Genomic DNA, 13,411 nt, shown 5'->3' with positions numbered 1-13,411 from the left:
TTGTTATTGGATAGAAAGGAGTAATTTAAAATGTCAAGTTGGAGAAAAAACGCTTTGCTAAGCCTGATTTTAATAAAAAGGAAATAAAGCCTTTTCCAGCAACAAAATTTTTTGATCAGTTATCATTTATTGGAAATGAGATTGTTGGATGTTTTGTTTTAGAAACAACTGCGGGGTATGTTTTAATTGATTGTATGAATCCTGATGAAGATTCTAAAAAAACGATTGAAGAAGATTTTAAAAGTCTAGGATATGATATTAATAATTTGTCTGCTATAGTCATATCTCATGGTCATGGTGATCATTTTGGTAATGCCGGTTATTTTAAAGAAAAATATGGTGCCAAGATATTTATGTCAAAGCTCGATTGTGAATTTGCGAAAAATATGTCGAAAACTTTTCCATGGGAACCGATAAAATTTGAGGTAGATCATTATCTAACTGATGGTGAAACATTAGAATTTGGTCAAATTAAGTGTGTTTTTACTCCAGGTCATTCAGTTGGTTGCTTTTCATTTATTATTCCAGTTACTGATGAAGGACGCAAACATAAAATGGCTTTATGGGGTGGTTTTGGGATTTTACTGGATACTAGTATTGAAGATTATGAAAATTCTTGGTATGAATTCAGTAAAATTTGTGATAAAGAGGATGTTGATAGTGAAATAGATACCCATTCATGCTTAGATATGGGACTTGAAAGATTATCAATTATTAGAAATATTACAAATAGCGTTTATAATCCTTTCATCATTGGTAAAGATGGTTATAAATATTATGAAAAACAATTCTATAATTTGCTTAAAATGCATAAACATAAAAAGAAAGTAAATTCATAGTTATATTATATCGATATACTTAATTTTTATTTGATCAATATCTTGGGATTAAATTTGCTTGATTAAAGTTATCAATCTAAAATTAGAAAATAGCCTTTATGGCTGTTTTCTTTTTATTTAACTAAATTTTACAGAAATCTATGATATTTAAAATAGCGATAATAAATAAGTTTAATGATCGAATTAAATTGTAAACTTTAGATAAAAAATGATAAATTCTATCGAAGTTCTCTGGTTCAGGAATATTATCTAAAGAAGGAATGTGTTAGAAGGAGGGAGTATTATGAATCAACAGGCAATTGGCAAATTTATAGCTAAAAAGGAAAAGAGAAAAACTTAACTCAAGAACAGTTGGCCAGTAAATTAGGTCTTTCCAATAAGACGATTTCTAAATATGAAACCGGTAGAAGTATGCCAGATTATGCCATAATAACCAATTTATGCCAAGTACTAGATATTACGATTGGTGAATTGATAAATGGTCAAGAAGATGGAGATAATACTAAAGACCAGCTGATGGATTTATTAAAACGGATTCAAGAACTAGAAAAACAAAAAGATATGTTATTAGGAATAGTTATTTTAGTTATGGCAATGTTTTTGATGACATTATCATATAGTTTTAGTGATTCTAATTTTAGTGATTTTATATCTGGTGCTCTATTAGGAATAGCGGTGGTTTCGATATTTGTGAGTGTTTTGATTATTATAAAAAATATAATACAAAACAACCTTTTTGATTGTTTTGATTTGTTATCTAGATAATTGCTGATTATCTGTTTATAATGATGCTAGAGGAGAAATGAAAAGATGCTTATTAGTCAAAAAATAGAAAAAGTTAAATTGTCTTCAGGTCAAAAAGCTGTGATTGACTATTTATATGATCAAGGAAGTAAAATAAAAAATCAAACAATTAAAGAAGTTGCGGAGGCCTCATATACTTCAACAGGAACGATCATGCGGTTGATAAAAAAGCTGGATTTTCAGGGCTTTAATGAGTTTAAAGAAGCATTTATCAAAGAACTTAATTATTTAGAATCGCATTTTAATCATATTGATCCCAATTATCCTTTCAATCAAAATGATAATATTCAAAAGATTGCCAGTAAAATCACTATTTTAGCTAAAGAAACTCTTAATGATACATTATCATTAATTGAACACGACAGTTTACAAAAAGCGGTTTTATTGTTGCACAAAGCAAAAAATATCCATTTGGCAGCTATTTCATATAGTCTTTTATTAGGACAAATATTTCAATTGGATATGTTAAGAATCGGGGTTAATGTTAATGTCTGCCACATAAATGGTGAAGAACTTTTTTCAACGGCTATCATTAATCAGGGCGATTGTTTATTAGTTGTTTCTTATTCGGGAAGTATTGATAATTTAGTTCAAATAGCTAAAAAAGCCAGAGAAAAACAGGCCAGTGTAATTGTTATTACTAGTCTAGGCGACAATCGATTAGTTGATTATGCTGATGTGATTTTACGAGTGTCAACTCGAGAAAAATTGTATTCTAAAATTGGTGGTTTTAGTAATGAGTATAGTATTAAATTAATTTTAGATATCTTATACTCTTGTTATTATGCTTTAGATTATCAAAAAAACAGTAATCGAAGAATCAATATTTCAAAAGAAGCTGAAATAAATCGTCAAGCGACATTGGAAATTATGAAAGAAGAAACCGAGTCGTAATAAATTGTCGGTTTTATTTAGATTTAAAGTTTAATAATCGTAACAAGATTTCTTTTTCAATGGAATAACTACCAATAAAAGTCTTTATTTATATAATGAAAGTTATAAAAAACGGAGGTATTATATGAATAAAGATTTTTTATGGGGCGGCGCCACTGCTGCCAATCAATATGAAGGCGGTTATGATCTTGGAGGTCGTGGTTTAAGTACCAGTGATGTGGAAATGGCTGCCAGTCACGGTCATGAAAGAATTATTCATGATCACATTCACAATGACACATATTATCCCAGCCACCAGGCAACTGATTTTTATCATCATTATCAAGAAGACATTGCATTAATGAAAGAAATGGGTTTTAAATGTTTTCGAATGTCGATTTCCTGGGCACGCATTTTTCCTAATGGTGATGATGAAGAACCTAACGAAGCAGGATTAGTATTTTATGATTGTGTTTTTGATGAATTATTAAAAAATGGGATTGAACCAATTGTTACTTTACATCATTTTGAACTGCCATTAGCTTTAATCAAAAAATATGGTGGTTGGCGTAATCGTAGATTAATTGATTTATTTGTTAAATATGCAATTTGTGTAATGAAAAGATATCAAAATAAAGTGAAATATTGGATTGCTTTTAATGAAATTAATTCATTGTTTATTGCTAAAACACCATGGCACCAAGCAGGAATTATTTATCAAGAAACCGAAAATAAAACTAATACCATGTTTCAAGTAGCTCATTATCAATTAGTTGCTGGAGCTTTAGTAGTAATTGAAGGAAAAAAGATCAATCCGGATTTTAAATTTGGTAACATGATATTATATAACTGTTGTTATCCGCATACTTGTCGACCAGAGGATCAGATAATTGTTCATGATAATTTTTTACCGATTTATTATTTTTCAGATGTTCAAATTAGAGGTAGATATACTAATACGTGTCTGGCTTATCAAAAGAAAATGCAGGCCACTTTTAACATTGACCAAGATGATTTGGAAATATTGAAAAAGGGAACGATTGATTTTTACAGTTTCAGTTATTATGCATCAATGGTTGCTGGAGTCGATGTTAAACAAAGTACTAATGGAAATTTGTTAGATGGCGGTAAAAATCCATATTTGAAAACAACCGATTGGGGTTGGCAAATTGATCCTTTAGGATTGAGAACTTCATTAAACCAAATTTATGATCGTTATCAGATTCCAATCTTTATTTCAGAAAATGGAATTGGAGCTATTGATAAAATGGAAAAGAATAATTCAATTAGGGATAGCTATCGAATTGATTATTTAAAGAGTCATTTAAAAGCATTAAAAGAGGCGTTAGAAATAGATTTAGTAGATTGTTTTGGTTATGCAATGTGGGGACCAATTGATATTATTAGTGCTGGTACTGGTGAAATGAAAAAAAGATATGGTTTTGTTTATGTTGATTTAGATGATCAAGGTCATGGTTCTTTTAAAAGATTTAAAAAAGATTCATTTTACTGGTACCAAAAAGTTATTAAAACTAATGGAGCCTGTTTAGATGATTAGTGATTTAAAATATTTGCAGACTATTTATCAACGATGCCTTAGTTGCCATCAATGTACTAATACTATTGCTTGTGGAAAACCATTAGGTTTGGTAGCTAAATTCTTATTAGAAGATGATTCAAAAATCAAAGATTATGTATTTAGTTGTCATCAATGTGGTTATTGTTTAAAAAATTGCCCTAATCATTTTGATATTAAAGAATTTATATTTCACGCTCGGAGTTATTTACATTCATCAAGTTGCTATCATAAAGCTCAATATAATTCAATCAGGGTTGATCAAGAAGATAACCTTTTCAATAAGCTTAAAGCTATTTGGCAAGTTACATATGATGATTGTTTAAAAAAACCAGGGACTTGTCAGCGATTATTTTTACCTAGCTGTCATTTGGTAGCTAAATTTCCTGATTTAGCGAAGAAAACAACAATATATTTACAGCAATTAGATCTCATAGATGGTATGACGGCAACATGTTGTGGTAATCCGTTATATATGGCTGGTTTAAAAGAAGAATTTCAAAATTACATCATTAAATTAGATCGTAGTCTAAAAGATCATAGTGTTCAAGAAATTATAACACCATGTCCTAATTGTTATAACTTTTGCTTAAGAATGCAGATTTTAGGATATTTAAAAAATATCGAAATTAAATCATTACCGGAGCAATTAGCTAAATTAAAAATTAAAATTGATTACAAACAGTTTTCTCAAATCAAGACCGTTTCCTTTCATGACTCTTGTCCAGATCGTTATAGTCAAAAATTTGGTTTACCACTGCGCCAATTATTTAGAGATTTTGATATTATTGAATTACCACATAGTCTTGAAAATACACTTTGTTGTGGCGGTGGTGGCTTAGCTTCGATGTATCATAATAATTATACTAAGACGACCATTCAAGTTAAAGTTAATGATTATAATCAAGTCAAAAGCGATTTAGTTATTACGAGCTGTTTTAATTGTTTGGATACGTTGCATGATTATTTACCGATTAAACATTTTTTAGAATTACTAGTTATTGATGCTGATTTTAATTTGTATAATGATATTAAAATGAAACTAACTGAGAAATAATCCAGTTAGTTTTATTGGTATTTATTACAATATTATAATGATTAAAACCTTACTTTAAGTAAATAACTAATAATAATTAATAAATGATAATAAATTGTTTAGGAAAAATTAAGAATATTTACCATTTTTATTATATTTTAATCGTTATACTTATAGTTGAGGTGAAAAATAATGACACTTAAAACGACAAAATGGCTTACAATAGCCGGTACTTTAGGACTTTGTTGGTTGGTAATATATTTAGCGCAACATAATTATCTTACTAATCCTGAAAATTTACAGATACTATTAGAGGGAATTGGACCCTTAGCTCCAATATTATTTATAGTAATTCAAATAGTTCAAGTGATTATACCGATTATCCCTGGAGGTGTCAGTAGTGGTATTGGTGTAATTGTTTTTGGAGCATTTTGGGGTTTTGTATATAATTACATCGGTTTATTGATAGGTTCCTATTTAGTTTTTATTTTGGTACGAAAATATGGTCAGGCGTTTATTTTAAAAGTAGCAAATAAAAAAACTTATGATAAATATATTGGCTGGTTAGATAAAGGAAAGAAATTTGAAATCTTTTTTGCGCTGGCAATCTTATTACCAGGTATGCCGGATGATTTATTATGTATGTTATCGGCACTGACAAATATGTCAACTAAAAAATATATGCTGATTAATATTTTATGTAAACCAGCTGGATTAATATTATATTCTTATGGAATCAAAGAATTATTATTTTTTGTAGGAAATATGATCTAATTTGATTGAAGGGTATAAATATCCAAAAAATAATTTTTAATAAATATTCTTGTTTAAAAGCGATTGATGAAAACATTGATTGCTTTTTTGTTTGAAAACAAAGATTAGTTTGCTGGTAGTTAAATCTAGCTATCGTATTTTAATAAAATTTGATAAAATGATAAGCATACAAGGTAGGTGTCATTATGGAAATTAGAACTTTAAAATATTTTTTAGCAGTAGCTCGTGAAGAAAATATTACACGTGCTGCTAAATTTTTACATATAACGCAACCAACTTTATCTAGACAGCTGATGCAATTGGAAGATGAATTGGACGCTAAGCTTTTCATTCGCGGAAAAAATCGGATTGTTTTAACTGATGAAGGGATGTTGCTTAGAAGAAGAGCTGAGGAAATAGTTGATTTAGCTGATAAAACTGAAAAAGAATTTTTGGAACATGACAATTTATTATCTGGTGAAATATTTATTGGTAGTGGTGAAACAAATGCGATGCATCTTTTAGGTCGAGTAATTAAAGAATTTACCCAAGAGTATCCCCAAATTAAATATCATTTGTATAGTGGTAGTGCAGATGACATTAAAGAAAGAATTGATAAAGGCTTAGTTGACATTGGATTATTAAGTGAACCAGTTGATATTGAAAAATATGAATTTATTCGGCTTGATTATAAAGAGGTTTGGGGTGTATTAGTACCTAGTGATTGTGATTTGGCTAAACAAGAATATGTAACCCCGGCACAACTTAGAGATTATCCGTTATTATCTACTCATCGTTCCGTTGTTCAAAATGAAATAGCCAACTGGTTTGGTGAAGATTATGAAAAGCTAAATATTATTTGTACTTATAATCTAATATATAATGCTGCTATTATGGTAGAAAATGGCATTGGATATGCCCTTTGTTTTGAAAAATTAATCGATACTTTAGGTAATCCAAAAATTAGTTTCGTCCCTTTTTATCCCAAAATGCAAACAGGAACCGTTCTTGTCTGGAAAAAACATCAAATCTTTTCACCGGCTACAGCTCGCTTTATTGAAAAATTAAAACAGGAATTAAAATAAAAGATTGTTGAAGAAATATCAAGATAATCTACAGTTACCTTGATAAATAAATACTTACATGTTAGTGAAATTCGTTAATTGATGGGTAAAAATGGGTTAATTAGCGTATATTAAACTTTAATAAATTAGCCAAACCTCTTGATACATATAGTTTTTTATCATGCTTTTAAAACATGAAAGACAATACAAAATGAGTATTAGACATATTTGAACTTTCGTCTTACAATTTACTTGTAAAAAATGAAAGCTGGTGATCAAGTGACAATTGATGAAGTTAGTAAAAAGTTTAATGTTGCTAAAACAACATTATTAAGTTTTGAAAAAGATAATCTTTTTGATCGATCACCTGAGATTTCTGTTTATGAATATAGTGATAAAGAAATCGAACGATTAAGTTTAATATTATCACTAAAGAAAATTGGGTTAAAAAAAGAGAAAATAGGTGAGTATTTAAAACAAAATGAAATTGGCCGGCAACAGATTTTAACGAAGCAGCGACAATTGATTTTGGATGATATTCATCTACAACAGAAAAATTTAGATGTCATTGATTATCTTATTTATCAACTAAAAAACAAGTAAAGGAGAAAGTTATGAATATTAAAGAATTAGATGAGTTATTACATGATGAACCAAATGAATCAAAATATGATCAAGAATATAATGAAATTATTAAAAATTATTTATATGGTGATGTATATCAACATGGAACTTTGGATTTAAAATTAAGACAATTAATATTAATTGTTGTTGATACTACCAATCATACTTTAAATACTTTAAAAGAACATGTTATTGGGGCTGTTAATGCTAAATGTGATCCAGTAAGTATTAAAGAAGCTATTTATCAATGTAGCCCTTATGTTGGTATTGGTAAAGTGCAAGATGCTTTAGAAGTTGTTAATACGGTTTTTGAAGCAAAAAATATTAAATTACCATTAGAATCACAAGCTACAGTAACTAAGGAAACTCGTTTTGAAAAGGGTTTTGATGTTCAAAGTGCTGCGTTTGGTCGCGAAAATATTCAGGCTAACCACGATAATGCCGCTCCAGAACTAAAACATATTCAAAATTATTTATCTGAATATTGTTTTGGTGATTTTTATACTCGTAAGGGACTTGATTTACCAACTAGAGAATTAATAACTTTTGTAATGTTAGCTAGTTTAGGTGGTTGTGAAAATCAGCTTAGAGCTCATACTCAGGCTAATTTGACAGTTGGAAATACTCGTGAAATGCTTTTAGAAACAATTACTCAATGTCAACCATATATTGGGTTCCCTAGAACATTAAATGCAATCAATATTATTAATGAAATTACAAATAAATAGGAGGAGTTTAAAATGAACGATTTTGAAAGTATGTTTAAAAAAGGTGAAGAAAATAGTGGATTTGCACAATATTTTATTGGAAAAAGTTATTTGAATATGTTAGCTAAAAGTAATGGCGTTGGGGTAGCAAATGTAACATTTGAACCAGGATGCCGTAATAATTGGCATATTCATCATAAAGGTGGCCAAATCTTATTAGTAACTGATGGAAAAGGTTGGTATCAAGAATGGGGAAAGCCAGCTCAAGAATTAAAACCTGGTGATGTAGTCAATATCGCACCTGAAGTTAAACATTGGCATGGAGCAGCAAAAGATTCTTGGTTTGCTCATATTGCTATTGAAGTTCCTGCTGAAGGTTCTTCAAATGAATGGTGTGAACCAGTTGATGATGAACAATATAATTCATTATAAAAACAAGTAGTCTTTCTACTTGTTTTTTTTGAAAGATAAAAATCATGTATTATTTAATAGAGTGTCTAGTTATGAAAAATTAGTAATAGTTTGACGATTTTTATCAATCAATGCAAGTTTAATTATAGCGTTTATTAAAAATTTCCATATGGTTTTAGGGGAAATGGGAATTTTTTTGCAAAAAATAAATAAGAATTTTAATATTTTTGATAGAATTTTACTAAAATTCAGGAAATTTACGAAACATTTAGCTATTAACTGGTATAATTATATTATCAAAGGAGGATAGTCTAATGTTTTGTGATTATCATGTGCATACAGAATTTAGCGATGATTCTGATTATTTAATGGAAGATGTCATTAAAGATGCTATTAAAAAGGGGATAGAGGAGATTTGTTTTACTGATCATGTTGACTATGGGATTAAGTTAGATTGGGACGATCCAGAATTTGTCGAAGGTGAGTTCATTGCCAATGTTAATTACCCTGCTTATTTTCAAAAAATTGAATATTTATCTAAAAAATATTATGGTCAAATTAAAATTCGTCGTGGAATTGAATTTGGTGTTCAAAAACATACCATAGCTAAATATGAACAATTATTTAATAGATATGATTTTGATTTTGTGATTTTATCAATTCATCAAGTTGAAGATAAAGAGTTTTGGACTGGTGATTTTCAAAAAGGTCGCAGTGAAGCTCAATATTATCAGCGTTATTATCAAGAATTATATGATGTGGTTAGAAACTATCATCATTATAGTGTTTTAGGTCATTTAGATTTGATTAAAAGATATGATGATAAAGATGGTTATCTTGCTTTTGAAAATCATCAGGAAATTATTACTGATATTTTAAAATATATTATTAAAGATGGTAAAGGAATTGAACTTAACACCTCTTCAGTTCGTTATGGTTTAGATGATCTGATGCCTTCACGAAAAATATTAAAACTTTATTATGATTTAGGTGGGCGTATCATTACAATTGGCAGTGATAGTCATGAATCAGCACATCTAGGTGCATATATTGAAGAAATGAAAGATGAATTGAAAAAAATCGGTTTTAAGCAATTTTGTACTTTTAAAAAAATGGAACCAAGATTTCATAATTTATAAAGATGGGAAATTCCCATCTTTTAATCTATGTAATTATCAATTTTAAATTTCAAAAATTGATCAAAATTACGTTCAAAATAACACGAATAGAGACAATCTAAAATATATTGTAATGAAATTCTTGAAGAAAAAGAACCAATTTTTTCTCTAAAATTTTCATAAGAACATAAATATAAGCGATAATTAGCTAGTGGTGATATTTTTTCTTCGTAAGTTGCTGAAATTAATACAATAGTGCAACCTTTTTCTTTTAAAGTAGCTACGGTATCAATAATTTGTGGTGTTTTGCCTAAATATGAAATTACAAAAACCAAATCACCAGGTTTTTTGATTGTAGCCGACCAATGTTGATCAAATCGATTGCTGGCAATTTCTACTGGTTTACCAATCTCTTGCATATTTTGTCGAAAGTTTTCAGCAATGTTTATATTTCCAACTGATGGATAAATAGCGATTGAATGAGCATGATACATTTCTTGAACAATTAGGCGAAGTGTTTCCAAATCTAACAAATTTTTAGTAGCTATGATTGTTTGCTGGTACAGCTCTTCCATGTTATTGATAATTTGGTATTGGGTTTGATGATGATAAAAAGGATAATTAAAATCAGTTGAACTTTTTTCTTTTGAAAAATCATCTTTTTGCATAGCAATTAAAACTTTAAGATCACTGAAATTAGATAACGCTAATTTATTACAGAGACGATAGACAGTTGTTTGAGAAACAAACGTTTTATGGGCTAATTCTTTTGCGTTCATGGTCAATATTTGTTCAGGGTGATTGATAATATATTCAGTTAGGATTCGCTCATTTTCAGTTAATTTGGTTAATGACGATAATTTTGTTAAAATATTCATCTTTGACTCCTTAAATATTCTTAAGCTAATTATAAAAAATAATCATCATCAACACAAGATAATTTATTTTACTTAGTCTATCAGAACTTTATTTTCATTTTCTTTTGATTTGTTATATACTATATGTAGAAATAAATCCTCAAATATATGTTAGAAAGAGAGAAAATAATTATGGAGCTAATGATATCAAGAATTTTAAAATACTTAAACGGCTGTCTTGACGATGATCATATGTATCGTATTGGTAACTTTGTAATTTCTCACTATACTGAAATGGAAAATTATGATTTGGATACTTTTCTACAAGCTGGAAATTTTAAACTGGATGATTTATTGGATTTTACTAGACATTTTGGAATTGATAATTATGATGATTTTAAACAGCGGTTGTTAGCAGATCATCAAAGTCGTTTGGAACAAATTCATGCGCGGATGCTTAATTTGGATATTGAACCATTTTTTGACCATTTAGATACTTGTTATAATAAAGAAGAATTAAAGAAATTAATAGATGAGATTTGTGATTTGATTTTCAAGAAAAATCGGATAATTATTATTGGAGCTTTATATCCTAGTAGCGTTGCAGTTGATTTTCAGACAGATTTAATTACACTAGGGAAAGAAGTCGTAGAATACCATTCATTTGATAATGATTTTGAATTTGGTGATGATGATGTTGTTTTCTTTATTACAGCTACTGGTAGATTGATGGAACAAAATGTCAAAAAACTTAAACCACAAAATATTTGTGAAGCTTATTTGGTCTTGATTACCCAAAATATCAAATATCGTGAATATGAAAATGTTTGCGCTGATTATGCAATTGAGGTTTTAGGTAAATTTGATGGAATTCAATTTAATTATCAAATTATGATGATTTTTGATATCTTAAGAATTAAGTATTATCAAAAATATTATCGCTAAGCTTAAGTTTTAATAACAGCATTATGCTATAAAAATAATATTTTTATAGCAGTAATTTTTTTACATAGAGAAGTGTTTTATAAATAAACAATATCTGAATAAAAGTAAGCTGTTAAAGGATGCCAGATTTATCGAAAATTATATGCTAGATTAACTATTTTAAACTATTTTTAATCATTTAAAGTTTGATTATAGTTATTTATTTTGTATAGATGATTTTCGATGCGATGAATATAACAAGTACTGAAATGAAAATGATGAAAGGACAAAAATTTTGGTTTATTGTGATTTTGGTGATGGTTGGATTTATTTTTTTAAGTATCTAATATTGTTGATAATCAAAATCGAATAAATACGAATAGTCAATCAAAAGGTTCTATTTGGCAATATCGAAAAAATTACTAGGTATTTAATAGTAGTCTATTGACGTAAGTTAATTTTTTTGAAAATAAAGATTGGACCATGTATGAAAATAGTACATGGTTTTTAGATAATATTTAATTTTTAATAATCAAAGTATTGGAGGGGCTCAATGGAAAGTTTTGAAAGTATTGAAAATGAAAGTAATTTGATAGTTGCTTTAAAAGAAGACGAAGCTATGTTACAGATAATCTGTCAGGCCAAAGATCTGTATGATGATATTTTAGAAATAAAAAGATTAGGCATACGGTTTGAACGATTATTTTATTTGATTACTGCTTTTTTGATGCAGATTTTTGCTTTTTGTTTACTAGTTTCCCTTCCATTTATTATTACCGGTTTTTTATTTTTGGTTATGACTGTATCAATTTTAATGAGTCTGATGCTGTATTTCGTTTTGAAAAAAGAACTTAATAACTGGTTGGAAGTGGTAAGTAAACAAGATATAGTCACCATTAATAAATATTTACGAAAAAACCAATCCGATTTAAAGATAATATCAATTGATCATCGACGAGTGATACTTAAAGATTCTTAAGTATCATTTTTATTATTAGTTTTTTCCATTACATAGTTAGTTAAATAAACTCCTTTTCTTAAAACTTGCTGCTTTTTCATGATTTGATAACCTTGCTTTAGAAAAAAAGGTAAAGCTGTAATTGAAGCATGAGTTACAATTTTATTAAAGTTTTTATGTTTTACTAACTGTTCCGTGATTTTAGTGGCAATATGTTGATTTTGATAATCTTTATGAACATATAAATGATCAAGATATCCGGAATCATCTATATCTCCAAATCCAACAATTTTATCATTAATAATTGCAACCAATGCATAATTTTTTGTTAATGATTTTTGCCATCGTTCTATATCAATATCATGGCTGGCCCAGGCATCTAGCTGTTCTTTGGAATAATCTTTTAGATTAATAGTATGAACTGTTTGATAAAATAGATTAAGAATTTCATTTAAATCACTTGCTTGAAATTGACGAATTAGCATAACCGCTCCTTTACATTAATATAGATAATTATTTTACAAGTATTATAACATGATATATAATTAATGATTCATATAAAGTAACAAATAAGTAATAACCCGTCTTTGGCAGTTAGCACCATGTTTCTTTTGTAAACTTTTTTAAAAAATTTAAATTAAGTCCATTTTATGGGCTTTTTTTATTTAAAAATTATTTTATTATTTTTTTCTTTTGTGTTATAATAGTGGTGTAATGGTGTTATATATCGGAGGTGTTCTTATGGCTTACTTTCTTAAGATTACAAAACAGCAGTCTCGTACCTATCTCTCTATATACGAGAGCTTCTATTCCCCTGAAACCAAGGGTACAAAGCATCGCAGCTATCGCTCTTTAGGCAATATTCAG

Annotated in this window: 15 protein-coding genes; 13 read left to right on the top strand and 2 right to left on the bottom strand. The window is 28.4% G+C overall.

The window, feature by feature from the left end; genetic code table 11:
- Positions 1-38: 38 nt before the first annotated feature.
- The 11 genes from Q0K54_RS04780 (at position 39) to Q0K54_RS04730 (ending at position 9,826) form a co-directional block, all read left to right on the top strand.
- The gene (locus Q0K54_RS04780; RefSeq protein WP_294578718.1) at positions 39-839 is read left to right on the top strand and encodes an MBL fold metallo-hydrolase; all 801 of its coding nucleotides are present in this window, start codon (positions 39-41) and stop codon (positions 837-839) included.
- A 351-nt stretch (positions 840-1,190) separates the two neighbouring features.
- Entirely contained in the window at positions 1,191-1,604 is a 414-nt protein-coding gene (locus tag Q0K54_RS04775) for a helix-turn-helix domain-containing protein (RefSeq protein ID WP_374011450.1), read from the top strand.
- A gap of 45 nt (positions 1,605-1,649) precedes the next feature.
- Positions 1,650-2,537: a MurR/RpiR family transcriptional regulator gene (locus tag Q0K54_RS04770; RefSeq protein WP_294578717.1), complete on the top strand. Its 888-nt coding sequence runs from the start codon at positions 1,650-1,652 to the stop codon at positions 2,535-2,537.
- Positions 2,538-2,661: 124 nt separating this feature from the next.
- A complete protein-coding gene (locus Q0K54_RS04765) occupies positions 2,662-4,074 on the top strand; it encodes a family 1 glycosylhydrolase (RefSeq protein WP_294578716.1) in 1,413 nt (470 codons plus the stop codon).
- The gene (locus tag Q0K54_RS04760; RefSeq protein ID WP_294578715.1) at positions 4,067-5,149 is read left to right on the top strand and encodes a (Fe-S)-binding protein; all 1,083 of its coding nucleotides are present in this window, start codon (positions 4,067-4,069) and stop codon (positions 5,147-5,149) included. Before Q0K54_RS04765 ends, Q0K54_RS04760 begins: the two co-directional genes overlap by 8 nt.
- A gap of 171 nt (positions 5,150-5,320) precedes the next feature.
- Complete coding sequence (locus tag Q0K54_RS04755; RefSeq protein ID WP_294578714.1) at positions 5,321-5,902, top strand: TVP38/TMEM64 family protein; 582 nt, start codon at positions 5,321-5,323, stop codon at positions 5,900-5,902.
- 185 nt (positions 5,903-6,087) lie between these two features.
- Complete coding sequence (locus tag Q0K54_RS04750; protein ID WP_294578713.1) at positions 6,088-6,966, top strand: LysR family transcriptional regulator; 879 nt, start codon at positions 6,088-6,090, stop codon at positions 6,964-6,966.
- Positions 6,967-7,224: 258 nt separating this feature from the next.
- Positions 7,225-7,548: a MerR family transcriptional regulator gene (locus Q0K54_RS04745; RefSeq protein ID WP_294578712.1), complete on the top strand. Its 324-nt coding sequence runs from the start codon at positions 7,225-7,227 to the stop codon at positions 7,546-7,548.
- Between the two features lie 11 nt (positions 7,549-7,559).
- Positions 7,560-8,297, top strand: coding sequence for a carboxymuconolactone decarboxylase family protein (locus tag Q0K54_RS04740; protein ID WP_294578711.1), 738 nt, complete (start codon positions 7,560-7,562; stop codon positions 8,295-8,297).
- A gap of 12 nt (positions 8,298-8,309) precedes the next feature.
- Complete coding sequence (locus tag Q0K54_RS04735) at positions 8,310-8,708, top strand: cupin domain-containing protein (RefSeq protein WP_294578710.1); 399 nt, start codon at positions 8,310-8,312, stop codon at positions 8,706-8,708.
- A 293-nt stretch (positions 8,709-9,001) separates the two neighbouring features.
- A complete protein-coding gene (locus tag Q0K54_RS04730) occupies positions 9,002-9,826 on the top strand; it encodes a histidinol-phosphatase HisJ family protein (protein ID WP_294578709.1) in 825 nt (274 codons plus the stop codon).
- A gap of 20 nt (positions 9,827-9,846) precedes the next feature.
- Here the strand turns inward: Q0K54_RS04730 and Q0K54_RS04725 are convergent, their stop codons facing one another.
- A complete protein-coding gene (locus tag Q0K54_RS04725; RefSeq protein ID WP_294578708.1) occupies positions 9,847-10,683 on the bottom strand; it encodes a MurR/RpiR family transcriptional regulator in 837 nt (278 codons plus the stop codon).
- Positions 10,684-10,854: 171 nt separating this feature from the next.
- Between Q0K54_RS04725 and Q0K54_RS04720 the strand changes: the two genes are divergently transcribed.
- Both Q0K54_RS04720 and Q0K54_RS04715 read left to right on the top strand, forming a co-directional pair.
- Positions 10,855-11,607, top strand: coding sequence for a MurR/RpiR family transcriptional regulator (locus Q0K54_RS04720; RefSeq protein ID WP_294578707.1), 753 nt, complete (start codon positions 10,855-10,857; stop codon positions 11,605-11,607).
- Between the two features lie 532 nt (positions 11,608-12,139).
- Positions 12,140-12,565, top strand: coding sequence for a hypothetical protein (locus Q0K54_RS04715; RefSeq protein WP_294578706.1), 426 nt, complete (start codon positions 12,140-12,142; stop codon positions 12,563-12,565).
- Here the strand turns inward: Q0K54_RS04715 and Q0K54_RS04710 are convergent.
- Positions 12,562-13,029: a GNAT family N-acetyltransferase gene (locus Q0K54_RS04710; RefSeq protein WP_294578705.1), complete on the bottom strand. Its 468-nt coding sequence runs from the start codon at positions 13,027-13,029 to the stop codon at positions 12,562-12,564. The genes Q0K54_RS04715 and Q0K54_RS04710 overlap by 4 nt on opposite strands.
- Positions 13,030-13,411 lie beyond the last annotated feature (382 nt).

Origin of the sequence: uncultured Thomasclavelia sp., from assembly GCF_944324745.1 — a bacterium.
Classification (GTDB): Bacteria; Bacillota_I; Bacilli_A; order Erysipelotrichales; family Coprobacillaceae; genus Thomasclavelia.
Note: the sequence above shows the minus strand (reverse complement) of the source record. Positions and strands in the feature narration are given on the sequence as shown.